At 32.6% G+C, this 22,972-nt stretch carries 24 protein-coding genes, 1 tRNA gene and 1 riboswitch; of the genes, 22 read left to right on the top strand and 3 right to left on the bottom strand.

The annotated features are described in order from the left end of the window. The first annotated feature begins 18 nt into the window (after positions 1-18). The 21 genes from DW196_RS02300 to DW196_RS02195 all read left to right on the top strand — a co-directional run bounded on the left by DW196_RS02300 (position 19) and on the right by DW196_RS02195 (position 20,128). A complete protein-coding gene (locus DW196_RS02300) occupies positions 19-333 on the top strand; it encodes a YbaB/EbfC family nucleoid-associated protein (protein WP_118249796.1) in 315 nt (104 codons plus the stop codon). 60 nt (positions 334-393) lie between these two features. Continuing rightward, on the top strand, positions 394-990 hold the full coding sequence (recR, locus tag DW196_RS02295) for a recombination mediator RecR (RefSeq protein ID WP_118249794.1): 597 nt from the start codon (positions 394-396) through the stop codon (positions 988-990). Positions 991-1,003: 13 nt separating this feature from the next. Beyond that, positions 1,004-1,657 carry a dTMP kinase gene (gene tmk / locus DW196_RS02290; protein ID WP_118249792.1) on the top strand — a complete coding sequence of 218 codons (654 nt, stop codon included), beginning with the start codon at positions 1,004-1,006 and terminating at the stop codon, positions 1,655-1,657. 17 nt (positions 1,658-1,674) lie between these two features. Continuing rightward, on the top strand, positions 1,675-2,004 hold the full coding sequence (locus tag DW196_RS02285) for a cyclic-di-AMP receptor (RefSeq protein WP_071457136.1): 330 nt from the start codon (positions 1,675-1,677) through the stop codon (positions 2,002-2,004). Further along, positions 2,004-2,945, top strand: a complete 942-nt coding sequence (locus DW196_RS02280) for a DNA polymerase III subunit delta' (RefSeq protein ID WP_118249790.1) — start codon at positions 2,004-2,006, stop codon at positions 2,943-2,945. The genes DW196_RS02285 and DW196_RS02280 overlap by 1 nt, the downstream gene beginning before the upstream one ends. A gap of 12 nt (positions 2,946-2,957) precedes the next feature. Beyond that, the gene (locus DW196_RS02275) at positions 2,958-3,776 is read left to right on the top strand and encodes a stage 0 sporulation family protein (protein ID WP_071457135.1); all 819 of its coding nucleotides are present in this window, start codon (positions 2,958-2,960) and stop codon (positions 3,774-3,776) included. Positions 3,777-3,790: 14 nt separating this feature from the next. Beyond that, positions 3,791-4,123 carry a DNA replication initiation control protein YabA gene (locus tag DW196_RS02270; protein WP_118249788.1) on the top strand — a complete coding sequence of 111 codons (333 nt, stop codon included), beginning with the start codon at positions 3,791-3,793 and terminating at the stop codon, positions 4,121-4,123. A 45-nt stretch (positions 4,124-4,168) separates the two neighbouring features. Beyond that, entirely contained in the window at positions 4,169-5,035 is an 867-nt protein-coding gene (rsmI, locus tag DW196_RS02265) for a 16S rRNA (cytidine(1402)-2'-O)-methyltransferase (protein WP_118249783.1), read from the top strand. A 457-nt stretch (positions 5,036-5,492) separates the two neighbouring features. Beyond that, positions 5,493-5,792, top strand: a complete 300-nt coding sequence (locus DW196_RS02260; protein ID WP_147408663.1) for a hypothetical protein — start codon at positions 5,493-5,495, stop codon at positions 5,790-5,792. Between the two features lie 89 nt (positions 5,793-5,881). After that, complete coding sequence (locus tag DW196_RS11305) at positions 5,882-7,543, top strand: glucosaminidase domain-containing protein (protein ID WP_148507159.1); 1,662 nt, start codon at positions 5,882-5,884, stop codon at positions 7,541-7,543. Beyond that, positions 7,528-7,625, top strand: a riboswitch (purine riboswitch). It overlaps the preceding gene by 16 nt. A 54-nt stretch (positions 7,626-7,679) precedes the next feature. Then, positions 7,680-8,252, top strand: a complete 573-nt coding sequence (locus tag DW196_RS02245) for a xanthine phosphoribosyltransferase (protein WP_118249781.1) — start codon at positions 7,680-7,682, stop codon at positions 8,250-8,252. A gap of 245 nt (positions 8,253-8,497) precedes the next feature. Beyond that, positions 8,498-9,667, top strand: a complete 1,170-nt coding sequence (locus DW196_RS02240; RefSeq protein WP_158563497.1) for an ATP-grasp domain-containing protein — start codon at positions 8,498-8,500, stop codon at positions 9,665-9,667. Then, positions 9,654-10,283 carry a GntR family transcriptional regulator gene (locus tag DW196_RS02235; RefSeq protein ID WP_158563496.1) on the top strand — a complete coding sequence of 210 codons (630 nt, stop codon included), beginning with the start codon at positions 9,654-9,656 and terminating at the stop codon, positions 10,281-10,283. The genes DW196_RS02240 and DW196_RS02235 overlap by 14 nt, the downstream gene beginning before the upstream one ends. Before the next feature lie 12 nt (positions 10,284-10,295). Continuing rightward, complete coding sequence (locus DW196_RS02230) at positions 10,296-11,213, top strand: aldo/keto reductase family oxidoreductase (protein WP_118249778.1); 918 nt, start codon at positions 10,296-10,298, stop codon at positions 11,211-11,213. 18 nt (positions 11,214-11,231) lie between these two features. Then, entirely contained in the window at positions 11,232-12,110 is an 879-nt protein-coding gene (locus DW196_RS02225) for an ATP-binding cassette domain-containing protein (RefSeq protein WP_118249777.1), read from the top strand. Further along, complete coding sequence (locus tag DW196_RS02220) at positions 12,111-12,866, top strand: ABC transporter permease (protein ID WP_118249776.1); 756 nt, start codon at positions 12,111-12,113, stop codon at positions 12,864-12,866. It begins immediately after the preceding gene. A gap of 181 nt (positions 12,867-13,047) precedes the next feature. After that, complete coding sequence (gene guaC, locus DW196_RS02215) at positions 13,048-14,025, top strand: GMP reductase (RefSeq protein WP_071457124.1); 978 nt, start codon at positions 13,048-13,050, stop codon at positions 14,023-14,025. 149 nt (positions 14,026-14,174) lie between these two features. After that, the gene (locus tag DW196_RS02210) at positions 14,175-15,905 is read left to right on the top strand and encodes an ABC transporter ATP-binding protein (protein WP_118249775.1); all 1,731 of its coding nucleotides are present in this window, start codon (positions 14,175-14,177) and stop codon (positions 15,903-15,905) included. Next, positions 15,898-17,673: an ABC transporter ATP-binding protein gene (locus DW196_RS02205; RefSeq protein ID WP_276528560.1), complete on the top strand. Its 1,776-nt coding sequence runs from the start codon at positions 15,898-15,900 to the stop codon at positions 17,671-17,673. The genes DW196_RS02210 and DW196_RS02205 overlap by 8 nt, the downstream gene beginning before the upstream one ends. A 224-nt stretch (positions 17,674-17,897) precedes the next feature. Further along, a complete protein-coding gene (locus DW196_RS02200; protein WP_071457857.1) occupies positions 17,898-18,587 on the top strand; it encodes a response regulator transcription factor in 690 nt (229 codons plus the stop codon). Positions 18,588-18,646: 59 nt separating this feature from the next. Continuing rightward, complete coding sequence (locus DW196_RS02195; protein ID WP_233541901.1) at positions 18,647-20,128, top strand: HAMP domain-containing histidine kinase; 1,482 nt, start codon at positions 18,647-18,649, stop codon at positions 20,126-20,128. A gap of 61 nt (positions 20,129-20,189) precedes the next feature. Here the strand turns inward: DW196_RS02195 and DW196_RS02190 are convergent, their stop codons facing one another. From DW196_RS02190 to DW196_RS02180, 3 genes are all read right to left on the bottom strand, one after another. Further along, entirely contained in the window at positions 20,190-20,702 is a 513-nt protein-coding gene (locus tag DW196_RS02190) for a thioredoxin domain-containing protein (protein ID WP_118249773.1), read from the bottom strand. A gap of 12 nt (positions 20,703-20,714) precedes the next feature. Beyond that, a complete protein-coding gene (gene clpP, locus DW196_RS02185) occupies positions 20,715-21,308 on the bottom strand; it encodes an ATP-dependent Clp endopeptidase proteolytic subunit ClpP (protein ID WP_118249772.1) in 594 nt (197 codons plus the stop codon). Between the two features lie 179 nt (positions 21,309-21,487). Continuing rightward, positions 21,488-21,559, bottom strand: a tRNA-Arg gene (locus DW196_RS02180). Between the two features lie 62 nt (positions 21,560-21,621). Here DW196_RS02180 and rpoN point away from each other — a divergent pair. Beyond that, positions 21,622-22,965: an RNA polymerase factor sigma-54 gene (gene rpoN / locus DW196_RS02175; protein WP_118249771.1), complete on the top strand. Its 1,344-nt coding sequence runs from the start codon at positions 21,622-21,624 to the stop codon at positions 22,963-22,965. Positions 22,966-22,972 lie beyond the last annotated feature (7 nt).

Here is a 22,972-nt window from a genome sequence, read left to right as displayed (position 1 = left end):
GAAACGGAGACGATAATTATGATGCGTGGAATGGGAAATATGCAAGGAATGATGAAACAAGTTCAAAAAATGCAAAAAGAGATGGCTGAGGCAAAAGAAACATTAGATGCACAAGTATTTGAAGCTGAAGCAGGAAATGGTTTAGTAAAAATCACCATGACTGGTGAGAAAAAAGTAACAAATATCGAAATTAAACCAGATGTTTTAGACCCAGAAGATCCAGAGATGGTTCAAGATTTAGTCTTAGATGCAACAAATAAAGTAATCGAGAAGATTGATGGTGAAACAGAACGAGTAATGGGGAAATATGCAAAAGCCATTCCAGGATTATAATAATTAAAAGAAAACAGGGAGGAAACTTCCTGTTTTTTGACAGAAAAAGGAGGGTTTTGCATGCAATATCCAGCGCCAATTGCAAAGTTAATTGATAGTTATATGAAATTACCTGGTATAGGGGCAAAGACTGCAACGCGTCTAGCTTTTTATACGTTAAATATGAAAGAAGAAGATGTAACCGATTTTGCCAAAGCATTGATTAGTGTGAAAAGAGATTTACATTTTTGCGAGATTTGTGGCAATATAACAGAAGAAAAGTCGTGTGATATATGTCGAAATCCTAATCGTGACCAATCAACCATTTTAGTTGTTGAAGAAACGAAAGATGTCATGTCTTTAGAAAAGGTTAGAGAATATAAAGGACTTTATCATGTATTACATGGTGTGTTGTCTCCAATGGATGGAACAGGCCCCGATGACTTAAACATCGCGAGTTTAATCAAACGTTTACACAATAATGAAGTAAAAGAAGTTATTATTGCAACGAATGCAACGACTGATGGTGAAGCAACTGCTATGTATCTTTCACGATTAATCAAACCATCTGGTATTAAAGTGACTCGTCTAGCTCATGGTTTATCTGTGGGTAGTGACATTGAATATGCTGATGAGATTACATTATTAAAAGCAGTTGAAGGACGTACTGAGTTATAACGGAGGAGAAAACATGGCAGAAAAAGGATTATTTATTACGATTGAAGGGCCAGATGGTGCTGGAAAATCAACCGTTATAAAAAAACTAGTTGAAACATTATCAAGAGAATTCTCTCAACCAATAGTCACTACAAGAGAACCAGGTGGCATTCCCATTTCTGAAAAGATTCGGGAAGTCATTTTAAATCCAACACATACTATGATGGATGAGCGAACAGAAGCATTGCTTTATGCTGCAGCTAGACGGCAACATTTAATTGAAAAAATACTTCCGGCATTAGACTCTGGAAATATGGTATTGTGCGACCGCTTTATTGACAGCTCGATTGCGTATCAAGGTGCTGCTAGAGAAATTGGCGTGAAAGAAGTTCGTCAAATTAATGATTTTGCGATTGAAGGTCATTATCCAGATTTGACTCTTTATTTAGATGTAGAAGCATCAGTTGGTTTAAGTCGTATCAACAAAGGACGTAAAAAAGAAGAGTTAGACCGATTAGATAAAGAATCTTTAGCATTTCATGAGAAAGTAAGAGCAGCGTATTTAGATCTTTTAGAAGAAGAACCAAATAGGATCAAAAAAATCAATGCGAGTGAATCAATAGAAAACGTAGTAAATAATTGTTATACTTTAATCAAAGAAACATATCCAATGCTATTTACTAAATAATAAAAAGGGTGATCACAATGAAATTACTACTAGCAATTATCCAAGATAAAGACAGCTCTCGCTTGCAAAATAAGTTTAATAAAGAAAATGTCCGCGCAACGAAACTATCAACAACAGGTGGATTTTTAAAATCAGGTAATACAACGTTTATTATTGGGATTGAAGATGAGCGAGTGGAAGAGGTTTTATCCATCATAAAATCTGTTTGTCATTCTAGAGAACAATACATGACACCACCAATTTCTTTAGATATTGCAATGGACGCTCATTCAACTCATCCAATCGAAATACAAGTTGGCGGTGCAACGGTGTTTGTTCTTCCAGTTGAAGGGTTTTATCATTTCTAATGAGTACCATAAAAGAAACGGTTAAACTGCACCAACCATTACTTTTTGAAAAACTAAGTAAAGTATTTCATGAGAAATCGTTAAGTCATGCTTATATCATTCAAGGAAGTAATACTGAAGAAGAAAAAAGTGTTGCGTTGTTCATGAGTCAAGGTTTATTTTGTGACTCGCCTAGTGATGATGGTAGTCCTTGTGGTGAGTGTCGTTCTTGTCTAAGGATAGAGCAAGATGAACATGCCGATATAGCCAGTATTGAGCCAGATGGTCAGACGATAAAAGTAGATCAAATCAGACAAACAAAATCATTTTTTACAAGTAGTGGTGTTGAATCACGACGAAAAGTATTGATTATCTGTGAATCTGAAAAAATGACCGTCCAATCTGCCAACAGTTTATTGAAGTTTATCGAAGAACCAGATGGAGAGCTATATATTTTCTTTTTGACGGATAATGCGATGGCATTGTTACCAACTATTCAGTCAAGATGCCAGTTGATTGTCTTGAAAAAAATAGCAAAAGATTACTTAAAAGAACAATTAAGTGAGTTGTCTTCTGGAAATACTGAGTTGTTAGTAGAGTTAACAAATTCAGTTGAAGAGGCAATAGAACTGAATGAAGACGAGTGGTTTAATGAGACGAAATCGCTGTTAAATAGATGGTTAGAGTATTTAGAAAAAAAGGACTCTCGTTCGTTTATTTTTGTCCAACAATACTTAGTGAAACATGCACAAGATAAAAATCAACAGAAGGATTTGTTGGATATGTTGATTGCGATGATGAAACTAAAGATGAGAAAACAGATAGATACACAGTTTTCTAATAGTGTCGACTATGTTAGAATGATTATGATTGCTACTGAAGCAAAACAAAAACTAACATCAAATGTTAGTTTTCAGAATACATGTGAACAACTAGCTTTGAGAATTATGACATCTCATTAGGAGGAATGCACTGTGGTAGAAGTAGTTGGCGTACGATTTAAACAATCTGGACGAATTTATTATTATTTACCTAAAAAAGGTGAACAATATAGCTATAGAGAAAAAGTCGTTGTTGAGTCTCAAAAAGTGAAAAATGTGGCAGAGGTTGCCCTTCCCAATAAAGAGGTTGAAAAACAAGATTTACCAAAAGATTTAAACACGATTATGCAAATTGCAACTGATAAACAACTAGAACAAGTTGAGAAAAATAAACAAGACGCATTAGTTGCTTTTGATATAGCGAAAGAAAAAATCACAGAACATGGACTAGATATGAAGTTAGTAGATGTAGAATATACACTCGATAGAAGTAAAATGATGTTTAGTTTTACAGCTGACGGACGAATTGATTTTCGTGAGTTAGTAAGAGACTTAGCATCAATGTTTAAAACGCGTATTGAGTTGAAACAAATTGGTGTAAGAGATGAAGCAAAAAAACTTGGAGGAATCGGCCCATGTGGACGTCCATTATGTTGTAGCACATTCTTAGGAGATTTTGTTCCAGTGTCCATTAAAATGGCTAAAGACCAAAACTTATCATTGAACCCAGCTAAAATTTCTGGCCTGTGTGGTCGTTTAATGTGTTGTTTAAACTATGAAAATGATGAGTATGTCAGATTAAGAAAAATGATGCCCGATTTTGGCGAGAGAATTGAAACTCCTGATGGAACAGGGAAGGTTATTGGTTTAAATTTACTCAGTGAAGTGATTAAAGTTAAACTAACTTCAAGAGAAACACCAGTTGAATATCAATATGATGAATTAGTAATGAGTCAAACAGAAAATGGTTAAAGAGGAAGAATAGCATGGATAAAATAAAATTATATGATGAGTTAGTCAATATAGAGCGTCAATTAGAAACCATGTTATATCAAGTGAAAGAGATGAAGCCTGTTTTAGACGATTTAATCGAAGAGAACTTAAATCTGAAACTAGAAAACCAACATCTGCATGATAAGTTAGATAAATTAGAAAAACAAGAAGTAGCAGAGGATGGCAGACAAGAATTATCTAAATCAAGACTAAACTTAGAAAAATTATATGAGCAAGGATTTCATGTTTGTAAAGACTTTTATGGTTCTAGACGTGAAAATCAAGAAGAATGTGTTTTTTGTTCAAGTATGATTTATGGTAAATAAGCTGGTAGGATTACTCCTCCCGGCTTTTTTTAAGGAGAGAAAATAATGAACAAACAAAAGAGTTTTTCTACACAAGAATATGGTAAATTATATCTCGTTCCAACGCCAATTGGAAACTTAGAAGACATCACATTTCGTGCTGTTCGATTGTTAAAAGAAGTTGATTTAATCGCAAGTGAAGACACTAGAAATACTCAGAAGTTGTTAAATCATTTTGAGATAAAAACAAAACAAATTAGTTTACATGAACATAACTCACATGAAAGGATCCCTTCTTTAATCGAGACGTTAAAATCTGGGCAGGATATTGCACAGGTAAGTGATGCGGGGATGCCTTCAATCAGCGACCCAGGACATGATTTAGTTTTGGCTTGTATCCAACAGCATATTTCTGTAGTGTCGATACCTGGTGCAACAGCTGGTATGACGGCTTTAATTGCGAGTGGTTTATCACCGCAACCATTTTATTTTTATGGGTTTTTACCAAGGAAAAAGAAAGAACAACTTGAAACGTTGCAAGAATTGAATAAGATAAGTGGTACGATTATATTTTATGAGTCACCCTATCGTGTATTAAAAACAATAGAAAATATTGGAACAGCATTCACCACAGAAACTAACATTGTTCTGTGCCGTGAATTGACAAAACTGCATGAAGAGTATATTCGTGGAAGCGTAGAAGAAGTAGTTGCATATTTATCAGAAAATACGATTAAAGGAGAATGTTGTTTACTCGTTGAAAATATACAAGCAACGTCACAAGAAGAAGGGTTTGATTCTGACTTATCTATAATAGAACACGTAAATCTAGTTGTTGACCAAGAAGAAATATCTGTGAAAGATGCGATTAAAGAGGTTGCTAAAATTAGAGGATTAAAAAAACAAGAAGTATATAAAGAATATCATGGCTAAATTGAGATAAAGTGATGTTTTCAAGACCAAAGAGATATACCGAAAAATCTTGCATAATAATGACTGTATGATATAATTTTATTATATATGTACAATTTTTATAATCAACTTTTTATTCTTAAATATAGAATTAAATACAAAAGACGATAGGTAAATATAGTGAGATAAAAGTTGGTTGTTTAATAGATGGCTAAGAAGACAAGACTTATGAGGAATAATTAGTGGAAAAAAGTGAGAAGCCTATTATTTCTGAAAATGATAGGATTAAAGAAGACGAGGATGATTATATGATGAATCCAATCAAATTTACACAGGATTTTCATTTACAAGTAATACCATTACTCCAGCGAATGAGCATCTATCTGTAGATATCAATATTAGTAATCAATTGTTAATTGAAAAAGATGGTTACGTAAAAGAAACTGCTGAATCGGAAAAAATAAAAGAGCATAATGAATTGTTACGTAGTCAAATTGCAGGGTATGAGACGATTCTTGATGAAAAACAACAACTGGAAAGAAAGCTATTAGAGATTAATCATACAAAAGAAGAAAATAGTATATTAAAAGATGAAAATGGTAAATTAAAAGCTATTTTAGAAGAAAAAGATCAACAATTATCATCCGTTGAATTAGAAGTTAAGAACAAAGATGAAGAAATTATTGATCAGGTCAATGAACTAGAATTGGCAAATAGTAAATTAAAAGAAATAACAGACTCAGAATCAACAAGAGTTAGCAAAATTGAAGAATTATGAATCTGAAAGTGCCTTTTCTGAGATATTAAGAAAATTGGAATCAATTGGGGATATTGACACATTTAGTAAAGAGAAGGGGAGAAATATATATGAAAAAGAATAAAAAAAATACGTCAGCTAAAATTTTGATAAACACTGCTTTAGGCGTTAGTTTATCTGTTTTGTCGATTTGTACACCAGTATTAGAAGTGATAGCTGTAACAAAATCAGATAATTCTCCCTTAAATCCAAAATCATTGCTTAGTTTAGATGTAAATGAGAATAATTTGAAAAATACGGTAAAAGAGACTAGTAGTACCATTAAGTCATCACAACCAGAGGATCATGAATTATCATCGAGTCATTCATCGGATGAATCATCTAGTGACAATCAAGAATCAAGTGAGTCAACGAGTCACCAGAATACGGATCAAGATTCATCTGACGGGCATACTGATAGTTCAACATCTGGCACTTCCTCTTCTAGTGGGAATAATTCAGAGACTAAACCATCCTTAAGTGATAATCAAACATCTAGTAGTTCTAGTAGTAAAAAGCCTGGTAATTCTAGTAGTAAGCCAAATTCATCTTTAAAACCTGAAAGTAATGGAGGGGGAAATACGTCATTATCATCACCTGGTGAAACAAAAAAAGATACATCATCTATTACCTATGTTCGCAATCGAACCACAGGCGAATTTGTAGAAGAGATTGGTGAAGATGCTAGAGAAATTGCGCAAAATAAAAATTTATATGCTTCTGTTATGATTGCTCAAGCAATTCTTGAAAGTGGATCAGGTAATAGTAGTTTGGCTAGAACGCCAAATTATAATTTATTTGGAATTAAAGGTTCTTATAAAGGAGAATCTGTTGAGATGTCAACTCTTGAAGATAGTGGAGACGGCGGGCTATACACAGTTAATGCAAAATTTAGAAAGTATCCTAGCTACAAAGAGTCATTAGAGGATTATGCTATGTTAATGTCTGGAGGAGTTTCTGGTCGTTCTACTTTTTATCAAGGAGCATGGAAATCAAATACTCAAGATTATAAAGAGGCAACTAAATATTTAACCGGTAGATATGCATCAGATTCTCGCTATAATGAGAAATTAAATGGATTGATTGAAACATATGACTTAACACAATACGACTCAGTCAAACCTAAAAAAGAAAAAGCAAAGGAAACAGAGGCTTTTATTAAAGAAATTGCGCCTAAGATTGAAGATGTAGCAGATAAAAATGATTTATATGCTTCAGTTTTGATAGCGGAAGCTGTGATTAAGAGTAATTCTGGATTAAATGAGTTGTCTGAGCATTTTAATATATATCAGGTTACAGGAAAAAATAACAATAAATCGGTTAAATTTGATACATTAATCACTGATGCTAAATCTGGAAAAACTAAGTTAGATACTAAAGAGTATAAGGTATATTCAACTATGGATGAAGCAATTGACGACTATATTGCCGAATTAAAAAAAGATGAAACGATCTATCATGAAATGACACGCTCTAAAAAAGATACTTCAAGAAAAGTAACAGCTTATTTAACAGCTCAAAATAAAGAAGATAGACGTTATCATAAACGTCTCAATGGATTGATTGATACTTATAATTTAACACAATATGATAAGTTGCCGAAAGAAACCAAAAAAGAAGATAATAAGAGTAAACCATCAGATATGGTTAATGAGTTAGGAATTAATATGGTGACGCAACTGGCTGAGAGTTTTTCACCAACTAAATTAACGTCACTAACAACTAAAAAATAAACACTTATATATGACTTTAATAAGGAAAGTCGTTTCTACCTGATACCGTAAATATCAGTCTATAAGTAAATGAAGGATAGCTCCCTTTTTTACTTAATTGTAAAATGGGAGCTATTATTTAATTGGAGGAATAAAATTGGATGAATTGAAGCAAATGATTCTTAAACAAGGTAAAGTATTGGATGAAAATATTTTGAAAGTTGATAGTTTTTTAACTCATCAAATCGATCCAAAATTAATGGATAAAATAGGTAGACATGTGGCAAATACATACAAAAATAAGGGAGTTACAAAGATTGTTACAATTGAATCGTCAGGTATAGCACCTGCCGCATTTATTGGATTACATATGGATTTACCTGTTGTGTTTGCAAGAAAACAAAAAAGTTTAACTATGAATAGTGAATTATTGATGTCTGAAGTCTACTCTTTCACAAAACAGGTTACAAATACAATTGCTATCTCTAATAAATATCTGCAAGAGGGCGACAATGTACTTGTAGTAGATGATTTTCTTGCTAATGGTCAAGCTGCTTTAGGCTTGATTGAATTATGTAAACAAGCCGGTGCATCGATAGAAGCGATTTCAATTGTAATAGAAAAATCTTTTCAAGAAGGTAGAAAACTACTGGAAGATAAAGGTTATAAGGTAGATTCATTGGCTCGTGTTGGCTCACTAAAAAACAATCAGATACAGTTTATAGATTAATTGAATGTCTAACCAATTTTTATCAATTAGGTGTAATATGTTATTTATATATCAATTTTATCAGGTTAATGATTATTTAATCTAATAAAGAAGATAAAATAAATGATTATAAAATAAAATATTCTATCAAAAGCAAGTGAGAGTGTCATCTATCCTTGCTTTTTATTGTTTAAACCTTTACACATTAACAATAGATTGATACTATTAAGGTGTTTTAAAAGAAAATGTTGAAGGTAGTGAAGGATTTGTCGGAAAAAATTTTACCTGGTAGTACAATAGGTATAATTGGCGGAGGAGTTGTATCCTATCAATTAGTAGTGTCCGCAAAAAAAATGGGATATAAAGTAGTTGTACTGTCCGAATCAAAAAATTGTATAGCCGGAAAAGCTGCCGACATGCATTATATAAGTGATATAAATGATGCAGTTTATTTACTTAAATTATCAGAAATATCAGATGTTGTCACTGTTGTCACTGAAAAATTAGATAAAGAAACATATAGATATTTAGCAGAAAAAACATTATTTGCCCAAAATATGTATTCGCATTCTATTATAAAAAATCGTTATCTACAGAAACAGTTTTTAGATGCTCATTCGATTAATATTACACCATATGAATCGGCTGTTGTGGTATCAGATATTTATGATGCGGCTGAAAGAATTGGGTACCCATGTATTATAAAGCAAGAGAACCGTCGTCATTACAATGAGGACAGTAGTTTAGTTATTCATAGTGCTTATGAGATAAATAAGGCAGTTCCTTTAATTCAACAAGGGCTCTGTATAGTTGAGTCATACATAGAAGTTGAGAGCGAATGGGAAGTGACTTTGTGTGTTAATGACGAAGGATATTATACTATCTTCCCATTTATGAGAATGGAAAAGACAAATGTCAATGATCTGTTTTATATTCAATCATTTGATGAATGGGATGATTTGAAAAAAGAAAGTACAAATCAAATGGAACTAATTACTAAAGTCATTGCTTCAGAGTTAGGTGTTTCAGGTACAGTAAAAGTGACTTTTTTTTTAACAAAAGAAGGGAACCTTTATGTCAATAATATTTCTATTTTTCCAGAAGAATACGATATCTTAACGATGACATCATGTAATTTATCAATTTTTGATATGCATATTAAAAGCATTTGTAATTTTATGATTCCACCAGTGACGCAATTATCGCCTACATATCTTTTACCAATCGGTGAAGAAAAAAAAGAGGATATTGCTAATCTAATGGATAAAAAGAATAAATGGCAGTTTTATATTTATGAAGGATTTCGATACGAAAATATTTATGCTTTTGCACAAGTATATCCAACTAATTTACAAGAAAGTTTACAAGAAATAAAATATACAGGGTTAATTAGTGATTCTGTAAATGTTCAGGATGGTCAGAGTGAAAAAAGGTAAAACACAAAAGAGAGTTTATGATTATATCAAACAGCAAATTGAGACAGATACATGGTTAAATGGCTATCATATTATTGAACAAGATTTGGCAAATAGTTTATCTGTTAGTCGCACACCGATTAGAGGAGCGATTGCACAGCTAATTCAGGAAAAATATTTAAAAAAAGAAACAAATAGAGGCGTCATTGTTAGTAAAAATAAAATTAGTAACAAAGAGTTTGTTGAAAGAACACAACTAATCGAACTTCTTTGTTCACACTATTTATTCCAGCTTCAAATTAAAGAATACATGGTTGATAGAGAAGCATTTCTATCATTAGTCGAGATAAATAAAAACAAACAATTAAATAAAGAAGAGTTTTATGACAAGTTTTGGCAATGTTTTTTAGTGCCATTGAGTAATGACTTAATGAAAAAAACTATCATGACGCAAGTTTCAGTCATAAAGCTTGTAAAATTTCCTAATGCATCGATTGATTTTTTATACAAAGAAACTGAGCAATTAGGTAAGAAGGTATCTCTATTGTTGCTAGATAGGAAATTTGAATTAGCTAGAAAAGAGCTGCGTGTTTACATTAATCGTTTAAATCTAGAGCTAATTGATCAACAAATATAAGGAGGAATTATGATGAAGTTATTACAAATTGGGACGTCTAATATCATGGCGTCACAACTTGCACTTGGGTGTATGAGAATGGCTGGTTTATCAAAAGAAAGAGCAAAAGAAGTAATAGAAACGTCTTTGGAATCAGGAATTAACTTTTTTGATCATGCTGATATTTATGGAGATGGAGAGTCTGAAGCAATTTTCTCTAAGGCAATAAAAGAAATAGATGTTAAACGTGAAGATATTTTTATTCAAACAAAGTGTGGAATTAGAAATAGTTTCTATGATTTTTCTAAAGAGCATATTATTCAATCTGCTGAAGGCAGTTTAACCCGTTTAGGAACAGATTACCTTGATGTATTAGCGTTACATCGTCCAGATGCTTTAATGGAACCTGAAGAGGTGTCAGAGGCTTTCTACCAATTAAAAAAAGCTGGTAAAGTTCGATATTTTGGTGTCAGTAATTTTGCACCAACCACAGTTGAATTATTGCAACAATCAATGTCAGATAAACTAATTGTTAATCAATTACAGTTTGGATTACAACATGCTGGCATGGTATCTAGTCAAATGAATGTAAATATGGAAAATGAATTGGGAATCAATCGAGATGGAGCAGTTTTAGACCATATGAAGTTAAAGAAAATGACTGTACAGGCATGGTCTCCTTATCAATTTGGTTATTTTGATGGAGTATTCATAGATCATCCTAACTTTAAAGAGTTAAATGAATGTTTAAATAACTTTGCAGAATCTTATGGAGTTACATCAACAGGAATTGCGACAGCTTGGATTAGTCGACATCCGGCTAATATTCAAACAATTATTGGCAGTATGAATCCAAGTAGAATTAGAGATATCACTCAAGCAAGTGATATCAGGTTAACAAGAAAAGAATGGTATGAATTATATCAAGCTTCAGGCTTTACATTATTATAAACAGTAAAGGATAGAAATATGGATATAAAAATAACAAAGTTAGAAAAAAAATATGGCTCATTACAAGTACTATCAATTGATGATTTAATCTTTGAAAAGGGAAAATCATATGGAGTGATTGGCCCAAATGGTGCAGGTAAAACTACTCTTTTTAAATGTATGACTAATATCATTACTGACTATCAAGGTGATGTTAAAATTAATAACGTGTCAGTTCGCGACGATAATAGCATTCTATTTAATCTAGGGATTGTGTTAGATGGAGCTTCTGTTTATAAAGAAAGAACAGGTTGGTTTAATATTGAGTATTTCTCTGGATTAAGAGGAGAATTTGATGTAAACAAAGCAGAAGCTCTTGCAAGAGAATTAAATATTTCAGAATTTTTAGGTAGAAAAGTAAAAACTTATTCCTACGGTACAATAAAAAAACTAATTTTATTAATCGCCTTATTACATGATCCTAAAATATTAATTCTCGATGAGCCATTTCGTGGGTTAGACGCTGAGACAGTAGATTGGTTTAAGTTTTATCTTAAAAAAATGACTTCAGAAGGAATGACGTTAATCATTTCATCTCACGTAAAAAGCGATATTGAAACATTATGCGAGGAAGTTGTGATCTTGAAAAATGGTGAAAAAGTGCAACAACTATCATTAGCTGAAATGGAAGATAAAAAAATTCGAGACATCGATACATCAAATCAAGAGGCTTTCTTGGTGATTTTAGAAGACATGAACTATTACTCCAAAGTATTATCAAACGGCTGTGTAAGACTAGATATTGAAGATGTGAGATGGTCTGAAGTAAAAGAGAGACTAAATGAGCAAGACATCGAGATATTAGAAATGAAAAAAGTCACACTCTTAGATAATCATTTGAATGGAGGCAACAACTAAATGACAGCAACTCAGATTTTTAAGATGGAACTATTTAAATATACAAAGGACAGAACGTATATTATCACAACGGGTATATTAGCCATTATCAACATTCTTCTAACAGTATATTTTATGAATGTTTTTGATAATATAAACCAGGTCAATAGACTTGAAAATGATTATTTATTTGGATTAATGATTATCCTCTTAGTTTTTACTATTTTTGCTAATATGATTTTTATGTTTGTTTATCCATTTCATTTAGTTTCAATGGATTATAAAAACAATGTCATGAGTATGTTGGTTTCTTCGGGAGTAAATAGAACACAACTATTTTTCGCTAAACTAGGTGCGATATTTTTATGGAATATTATATTAACGCTAATACTTGTATTCATTCCATCAGCACTTATTTTGTTCAGGTTCCAGCAAGTAGTTGATATCCAAACCATTTTATCAGGAATCTCAGCAGGATTTAATACCGTTGGTTTTTCATTTTTAGGAGTGATTGCCTCTAGTTTTATTTCATACATAAACAGTCTTGTGATAATTGCAACAGCTACTATTATGCTAAAAGGAAGTAATTTAACCATCTTCTTATTTATGGGATTATCTATGCTACAAGGAGTTATTACAAATACGTTATCTATTATTCCTACATCATTAGGATTTTCGATGACAGGGATTTTAATTATGAATAATTTGATTGTTGTAGTAATTACTTTAATTTTCGTTTTAATTTCATTACACTTTATGAAAACACAAAATCTTTAATGATTTTCAAGTAAACACGAACAATATTGGAAAAAAGTAAGAACTTTCATAAAAGTTCTTGCTTTTTTTTCTATAATGATGTAGATTATCATAGGAATAGGAAACATTATTTAAATAATTTTAAATAAATATTCGTCTTTTTATTCCCAATATCACGTTTTGACTCTCTAGGAGGATGGAAATGAAGATTTTTGATTATGAAGACGTTCAATTAGTACCAAACAAATGTATTGTATCTAGTCGTTCGGAATGCGATACAACAGTGACATTGGGTGGCAGATCATTTAAGATGCCTGTTGTACCAGCTAATATGCAGACGATTATAGATGAACCAATTGCTGAATATCTAGCATCAAATGGATACTTCTATATCATGCATCGTTTTAATGAACAAGCTAGAAAACAATTTATTACAGATATGCATGACAAAGGATTATTTGCTTCAATCAGTGTAGGTGTTAAGCCAACAGAATATGATTTTGTTAATGAACTAAAAGCTGAAAATTTAATCCCTGAATATGTTACCATTGACATTGCACATGGTCATTCTGATTCAGTGATTAATATGATTAAACATTTAAAGAAACAATTACCAGAAACATTTGTCATTGCTGGAAATGTTGGAACGCCTGAAGCAGTGAGGGAATTAGAAAATGCTGGAGCTGACGCAACAAAAGTTGGGATTGGGCCTGGTAAAGTATGTATCACGAAACTTAAAACAGGATTTGGTACTGGCGGTTGGCAACTTGCAGCACTTAGAAGATGTAGTAAAGCAGCAAGAAAACCCTTGATTGCTGATGGCGGTATCAGAACACATGGAGATATTGCAAAATCAATTCGTTTTGGTGCGACGATGGTCATGATTGGCTCATTGTTCGCTGGACACGAAGAATCTCCTGGTGAAATGAAAGAAGAAGATGGCGTATTGTACAAAGAGTATTTTGGTAGTGCTTCTGAATTTCAAAAAGGTGAACATAAAAACGTTGAAGGTAAAAAAATATGGACACCATTTAAAGGGAAACTAGAAGATACACTAAATGAAATGCAACAAGATTTACAATCTTCTATCTCTTACGCGGGCGGTAAAGATGTTGAAGCCATTCGTAAAGTTGATTATGTGATTGTTAAAAATTCCATTTTTAATGGTGATATTTTCTAAACAATAAAGTTTAGCTACTAAGTGTTAATTGCTTAGTAGTTTTTTGTTTCAAATATCATTAATAAAATGTGAGAGGTATAAAACATAATAGTAGAAGTTGTTTTTTTATTGATGTATCATAATCTCTGATAGTAAAAAGGAGGAAAAGAATGAGGATTTTAATAACAAAATTAAAAAAAAATAAGTCTTTAGTCAGTTTATCTTTGTTTATGACGGTTATCATGGTTGCTTCTCAGTTGTGGCAACCAAAATTATTACAAAAAATTATGAATTCAATCATGACTGAAAATCAATCTGAGTTGAAAAAAGTAGGCATCATGTTAATTGTAGTGGCATTATTTGGTTTAGTTGCAGGAATATTAAATACAATTTTTTCTGCGAAATTATCTCAAGAAGTCGCCTCAGATATTAGGTCAGATGGGTTCAAAAAGGTACAAGAGTTTTCGTTTGAAAATATCGAAACATTTTCGACAAGCAATCTTGTTATCCGTTTGACAAACGATATTACTCAAATTCAAAATGTCGTCATGATGATGTTTCAAAGTATCTTTAGAATTCCCATTATGTTTATTGGGAGCTTTATTCTAGCGATGATGACTTTACCAAAGTTATGGTGGATTATTATTTTATTAGTTGTTTTAGTTGTTCTAACAGTGATGATTGTTTTTAGTATGATGGGAAAACATTTCGCCAAAATTCAACACTACCTAGAGAAAAGTAATGGAATAGCAAAAGAAAACTTAGCCGGAATGAGAGTGGTAAAATCATTCGTTCAAGAAAAAAATCAAATTAATAAATTTTCTGCTGTATCTGAAAAACTAACAAGTCATACGATTTCGGTGGGGAACTTATTTTCAATTATGATTCCAACATTCATGTTAATCTCGAACTTAGCGATTGTCATGTCTATCTATTTTACAGCTAATTTAGCTAAGACAGATATTGAGGCCATTAGTGCGGTTGTATCATTTATGAATTACTTAATGCAGATTATGATGAGTATTATTATTGGTGGCATGATGCTGATGATGGCTTCACGTGGGATGGTTTCGATTAAACGTTTAAATGATATTCTTGAAACAAAACCAACATTGACTTATTTACCGGATAATGAATCAGAACCAATTAAAAATGGCGATGTATCATTTCACGATGTTAGTTTTACTTATGCTGGTGATGATACGCCAACTTTAGAAGATATTTCGTTTAAAGTTGATAATGGTATGTCAGTTGGGATAGTCGGAGCAACAGGGTCAGGTAAATCAACACTAGCGCAATTGATGGCCCGTATGTATGACCCAACTACTGGCTCAATAAAGGTTGGTGGTGCTGACCTAAAACATGTGAGCAAAGAAGAATTAAGAAACGCGATTGCGATTGTTTTACAGCGAGCAATTTTATTCTCTGGAACCATTGCAGACAATCTTCGCCATGGAGATGAGCATGCTGATGAAAAAGAATTGTATCGTGCGTCAAATATTGCGCAAGCGTATGAATTTATCGAGCGTCAAATGGATGGGTTTGAAAGCCGAGTAGAAGAACGAGGATCAAACTTTTCAGGTGGTCAAAAACAACGGTTATCCATTTCACGTGGGGTGATTGGTCATCCGAAAGTATTGATTTTAGATGATAGTACAAGTGCATTAGATGCTAAAAGTGAAAAATTAGTCAAAGAAGCTTTAGCCAAAGAATTATCTGATACCACTGTATTCATCATTGCACAAAAGATTTCTTCTGTGGTTCAGGCAGATACTATCTTAGTGCTGGATGAAGGTCATTTAGTTGCACAAGGAACACATCAAGAACTTTTACAAACAAGTGAGGTCTATAGAGAAATCTATGACACACAAAAATCAAAGGAGGTTGAGGAAATTGACTAAAAAAGAACCCAGTGTATTAAGATTCTTTTGGACCTATTTAAAAGTCTATAAAGTGAAGTTTTTTGTTATTATTGTCGCAATTATTTTCTCAACTTACCTACAAGTTAAGGCACCCCAATTTACTGGTAAAGCAATAGAAGAATTAGCGAAATATGCGGGCACTTATATGTCTGTAGGACACGCAGATAAATCACCGTTTACGAGTGTGATAAAATTATTAGTTGGTTTATATGTGTTAAATGCTATTTCAATGTTTATTCAAAATATATTAATGTCTCGTGTAACAGGCCAGTCAACGAATAGTATGAGAATTGGTTTATTTAAGAAGTTACAAACAATGACGATTCGTTTTTTCGATACACATCAACATGGTGATATTTTGAGCCGTTTTACCAGTGATTTAGATAATATATCAAATACAATGAATCAAGCACTGATTCAAGTATTGACTAATGTGTCGATGTTAATTGGTGTGACGTTCATGATGTTTAGAGAAAATGCTCAGATGACATGGATTACACTTGGTATGGCACCATTTGCAATTATTTTTGCAGTTGTCATCATCAAACAGGCTGAAAAGAAAGTTGGCATTCAGCAAGAAAGTGTCGGACGTTTGAATGGTTATATTGATGAAAAAATATCAGGTCAGAAAGTGATTATTACAAATGGTTTAGAAGACCAAACAATCGAGGGATTTGAAAAGGTAAATAATGAAGTAAAAGAAGCAACATTTAAAGGACAAGTATACTCAGGTCTATTATTTCCAACCATGCAAGGTATTTCCTTGTTAAATACTGCCATCGTGATTTTCGCTGGTGGTTGGTTAGTCAATAGTGGAAGTATTGAAAAAGCAGCAGGATTAGGTTTAATTGTGACGTTTATTCAATATTCACAACAGTTTTATATGCCACTCACTCAAATTTCTTCTCAGTTTAGTATGTTACAGTTGGCATTTACAGGAGCTAAGAGGTTGAATCAAGTGTTCATTCAGCCGGATGAACCAAATGACAGTCACCTAGAAGCATTGACAGGCCTACATAAAAATGTGACGTTATCACATGTTGACTTTTCATACGAAAAAGATCGTCCAATTTTAAAAGATATTTCGATAGAAGCTAAGAAAGGACAAATGGTGGCATTAGTTGGTCCGACTGGTTCAGGTAAAACAACTGTCATGAACTTATTAAATCGTTTCTATGACGTGGATTCTGGTAGTATTACGATAGATGGCCGTGATATTCGTGCTGTGACATTAGATAGTTTACGTTCACATATTGGGATTGTTCTACAGGATTCCATTCTTTTTTCTGGCACAATTAAAGATAATATCAAGTTTGGAAAACCAGATGCGTCAGATGAAGAAGTCATATTTGCTGCTAAACAAGCGAACATTCATGAATTCATTATATCACTTGAAGATGGTTACGATACCCTTGTTAGTGATGAAAATAGTGTCTTCAGTGTGGGACAGAAACAATTAATTAGTATTGCTCGTACAATTATCACGAATCCAGATTTATTAATATTAGATGAGGCGACAAGTAATGTTGATACCGTGACTGAAAGTCGGATTCAAAAAGCAATGGAAACTGTCATAAATGGTCGAACTAGTTTTGTCATTGCCCATAGGTTGAAGACAATACTAGATGCAGACTTTATTGTAGTATTGAATCAAGGTGAAATTATAGAAGTTGGTACGCATGATACTTTGATAAATAAAGATGGATTTTACGCGGAGTTGTATCATAATCAATTTGTCTTTGAATAGAAAACAAAAGAACAATCTGTTATAGGTTGTTCTTTTTAAAGAAAATCGTTCAATTAACATATCTTTTTAACTAAATAAAATAATGATAATAGGCATCTATCCTATAATATTATTGAGTTTATAAAAATTATGACATAATTATAATAGATTTTTAATCAAAATATCGTTATAATGAGTGAGACTATGAAGAAATATATAAGTATACGAGAAAGGCATGTGTGTTTATGTCAAATAGGATTTTGATAATTGAAGATGAAAAAAATTTAGCTCGCTTTGTGGAATTGGAGCTAAAGCATGAAAAATACGAAACAGAAGTTCATTATAATGGACGTACCGGTTTAGAAGCAGCGTTATCACAAGATTGGGATGCGATTTTATTAGATTTAATGTTACCTGAGTTAAATGGTTTAGAAGTCTGTCGTCGAATTCGTCAGGTGAAAAATACGCCTATTATTATGATGACAGCAAGAGATTCGGTCATTGACAGAGTATCTGGTTTAGATCATGGAGCAGATGACTACATTGTTAAACCGTTTGCTATAGAAGAGTTACTAGCACGATTGCGAGCGTTACTTCGCCGAATTGATATCGAAGGTGATAAAAATGTGACGAAACAAACGACATTATCTTATCGGAACTTAACAATTGAAAAAGAAAATAGGGTGGTTCGCCGAGGTGACGATATCATTGAACTAACTAAAAGAGAATACGAATTATTACTTATTTTAATGGAAAATGTTAATGTCGTACTTTCTAGAGATGTGTTATTAAATAAAGTATGGGGCTATGAAATTGAAGTAGAAACAAATGTTGTAGATGTCTACATTCGTTATTTAAGAAATAAAATTGATGTTCCAGGTGAAGATAGTTATATCCAAACTGTTCGTGGAACTGGGTATGTAATGAGATCGTGATAAATAAGCTTAAAAGAAAATTTAATTGGCCCACTAAATTTTCTTGGAAATCAATTACGTTGAAATGGACCATTCTAACATCATTAGTGATATCAATTTTATTTGCTGTGTTTGCAGTTATTTCTTATCAAATTAGTTCACGATTAATGATTCAGCAAGAAGAGCTGACCTTTAATCGAACAATATCTGAGGTAACTAGCCGATTATCTAGAGGAACAGAGCCATTAAGTTTTAATAGCTCTGTTTTTTATCTAAAAGAATCAACTGAAGAATATGTCGGTGAGGGGTATTATGGTGCTAATACGTTAGAATCAACTATGATGAATTTAAATAGTTTCATTTCAGAACTCTCACGACCAGAAATGGATTTAAAAGTTTACAATGCAGATGGTGATTTAGTATTTGAAACAAAAAATCGCTATGTACCATTCGATAAAAAAGCTCAATCTGAAACGACAATCAAAACTTATGAATATGTTACAGGTTTGGTTTTATTAAAGCCAGTTTATTCTAATCAAACAGGTAAACTGATGGGTTATGCGCAAGGTTTTTATGATTTAGGATTTTACTACAAATATCGCAAAGAATTACTTAAAAATCTCGTAATTATCGGTATTTGCGGCTTATTAGTTAGTGTGATGATGAGCTTTTTATTATCAAGCTATTTTACAAGCCCTCTTAGAAAAATGGTAAGAACGCTAAATAATATTGAAACGGCACATAAGACCGGTCTTCGAATGCCAGTACCAAAATCACATGATGAAATTTATGATTTAGCTAAAGCCTTTAATGATATGATTGAACGCATGGAGCGATTTATTACGCAACAACAGCAGTTTGTTGAAGATGTCTCACATGAATTAAGAACACCAGTAGCAGTCATAGAAGGACATTTGAATTTACTAAACAGATGGGGAAAAGATGATCCTGAAGTGCTGGAAGAGTCGTTGAGTGCCTCACTACAAGAAATCACTCGTATGAAAAGTTTGGTACAAGAGATGCTCGATTTATCAAGAGCTGAGCAATCTGAGTTTCATTATAAAAATGAAACGTGTTTAGCAAAAGAAACAATCCAAACAACGGTAAATAATTTTCAAATGCTTTATCCTGAATTTGTTTTTAATCTAGATGACGATGATTTAGATAATTCGGTTGAAATTAAAATGTATCGTAATCACTTTGAACAAATACTGATTATTTTATTAGATAATGCGGTGAAATATTCGAGAGATAGAAAAGAAGTGATTATCTCTGCATCAAAATCTTATCAAAATATTGACTTAATGATTCAAGATTTTGGAGAGGGGATTTCTGAAGAGGAAATTGAAAAAGTGTTTAATCGTTTTTACCGAGTGGATAAAGCAAGAGCAAGACACACAGGTGGTAATGGTTTAGGACTATCTATTGCTCAACAGCTTATAGAAAATTATAATGGAACAATTAACGTAAAGAGTCATGTGGGGTTAGGTACGGCATTTTATTTATCTATTCCATATGTAGTCAAACAAAAAAATCCACAAATACCAACTGTTACAGAATAAAAAAGTATCTATCAAGGTCTGCTACTAAAAGCGAGATTAAGATAGATACTTTTTATTTTCATTATCGTAATAAAGAAAGAAAATCGTCATTGGATATTTTTTGATCAAAATCAAACCCATCAACAATTAAAGTTGGAACAAAGTGCACATTGGCGTTTACAGCTTCTTCCATAACGTCTTGTAACATTTTATCATTATGTTGCTTAGTTAAGCCGAGAGTTGTCTCAGCAAACGCTCGTACTTCTTCTGGTGAACCAAGAATTCCCCATTGACTTTGAGTATTGTAGATATCAGTGATGATTTTAATTGCCTGGTCATTATTGGGCACATACTCATGCATCACATTACCTAATGATAAACTAGCAGAATCTTTATTAAAAAGTTTAATCACGTAATGTAGATTATCGTTTTTCACTTCTTTTGAGAGTAAATCTAATTTTTCATCCCACCATTGTTTACAAAATGGGCAACGTAGATTAACAAATTCAAACAACAAATTTGGTGCATCAGCTTTACCAATTTTGATTCCAACAGAGCTAGTTACTTTTGTTGTGTCGATTTTTGTTGTCCCCATTGACTTATCTCCTTATTTTAAGGCAGCACTGTTAACCATTACTTCATCAATCAAGCCGTATTCTTTTGCTTCTTCAGCTGACATGAAGTTATCACGGTCAGTATCTCTTTCGATGATTTGAAGTGGTTGTCCAGTGTTCTCCGATAAGATTTTATTTAATCTTTCTCTTGTATTAAGGATGTGACGAGCTGCAATTTCGATTTCTGTCGCTTGACCTTGAGCTCCTCCAAGAGGTTGATGAATCATGATTTCTGCGTTTGGTAATGCAAATCGTTTACCTTTTGTTCCAGACGATAATAGAAAACTTCCCATTGAGGCTGCCATACCTAAAACAATGGTTTGTATATCAGATTTGACAAAGTTCATTGTGTCATAAATGGCAAGACCTGCTGAAACACTTCCACCTGGCGAGTTGATGTAAAGATAAATATCTTTTTCTGGATCTTGAGCATCTAAAAATAATAACTGTGCAATGACACTATTTGCAACGTTATCATCAATAGGACCGCTTAACATAATAATACGATCTTTTAGTAAACGAGAATAGATGTCATAAGCACGTTCACCTCTAGCAGATTGTTCGATAACTGTTGGTATTAAATTCATATAAATTCCTCCTAATAGTAACGCTACTAGACATATTTTAACATACTCTTTTTAATCTACCTAGAATTTAGCGTAAAAATGGTCAATAAAGGTCAAAAAAATAAAAAGTAAAGAAAAAGGACATTTGTCCCCGAAATAATATGCTAAACTATGATATACTTTTCTTAAAAAGAAAGTAACACGCCCTAAGGGAATCGAACCCCCGTCTCAAGAACCGGAATCTTGCGTGATATCCACTACACTAAGGGCGCATCTACTTTTATTAGTTTACCAAAAATATCTTAAATAGCAAGATGAAAAGGAGGAAAGGTTAATGAAGTTTACTCAGAATTTTAGACAAGCTCAAGCTCAAGTTCAAACTCAAAAATTAGCTATGACCCAACAACTTCAACAATCAATTAAGATGTTACAGTTTGGTACTGATGACCTCCTGTCTTTTTTAAATGATAAAATGTTAGAAAATCCGCTAATTGATGTATCCGTTTCCGATATGGATACTCAGTATTTAGAAAGCAGTCACTATAATAAGTTGCAAGATAATGACACAACAGATTGGATAAATCAAATACCAGAAAATGAGCAATCGCTATTTCATTATTTGATTGAGCAAATTCATCTTAATTATCGAGATACGCCACTTAGGAAAATTAGTTTATTTTTAATTGAGTTCATAGATACGAATGGTTATTTGACAATTTCTATAGAAGAAGCGATGGCTATAAATCGTGTCAGTTATATTGAAGTATTAGATGCATTGACTTTAATACAAATGCTAGAACCAGCCGGAGTTGGTGCACGGAACTTGCAAGAGTGTTTAATGTTGCAAACAGAGCGAGATGATGAAGCACCTAATCAAGCTTACCTTGTATTAGAAGAATATTTTGATGATTTAGCAAATAGAAAATGGCAACGAATTGAAAAAAAATTAGGTCTCTCATTAAAAGAAATACAAGAAATATTTGATTATATTCAAAAGTTACATCCCAATCCCGCAGCAATATTTAGTAGTGATGAGGACAGTTTAATTTATCCGGATTTAGTTGTAAAAGTGGATAAAGAAACGGATACTATTACTATTTCATCTACTAAAGCAGGGAAGCCAGAAGTCAACTTTCAATCAAACTACTTTGAACGAATGTCGCGTCAAGGAGACAAAGAAGTTGAAAAGTATTTAAATGAAAAAAAAGCAGAATATGAATGGCTAAAAAAATCTCTTGAACAACGTGGGGATACTATTTTAAGAGTCGGGAAAGAAATTGTTAAAAGACAATCCAACTTTTTTCTAAAAGATAGTCACCCGCTTACACCCATGAAGCTAAAAGAGATCGCAAACGACCTATCACTTCATGAGTCAACTATCAGTCGAGCTGTAAATGGAAAATACTTAACGACAGAATATGGTGTGTTTGAATTAAGAAGTTTCTTTACTACAGGATTAGAACGAAAGAATTCTTCTGACGTGATCGCAACTAGTGACATAAAAGAAACAATAAAAGAGTTAATAGAGGATGAAAACAAAGCGAAACCGCTTTCAGATCAAAAATTAGTAGACCTGTTGAAAGAAAAAAACATTGATATTTCCAGACGTACAGTAGCCAAGTATCGTGAAGAATTAGGAATACAATCGTCAACAAAGAGAAAAAGATTTGATTATTAAACAAAAA

Source organism: Vagococcus sp. AM17-17, from assembly GCF_003471765.1.
Taxonomy (GTDB): Bacteria; Bacillota; Bacilli; order Lactobacillales; family Vagococcaceae; genus Vagococcus; species Vagococcus teuberi.
Note: the sequence above shows the minus strand (reverse complement) of the source record. Positions and strands in the feature narration are given on the sequence as shown.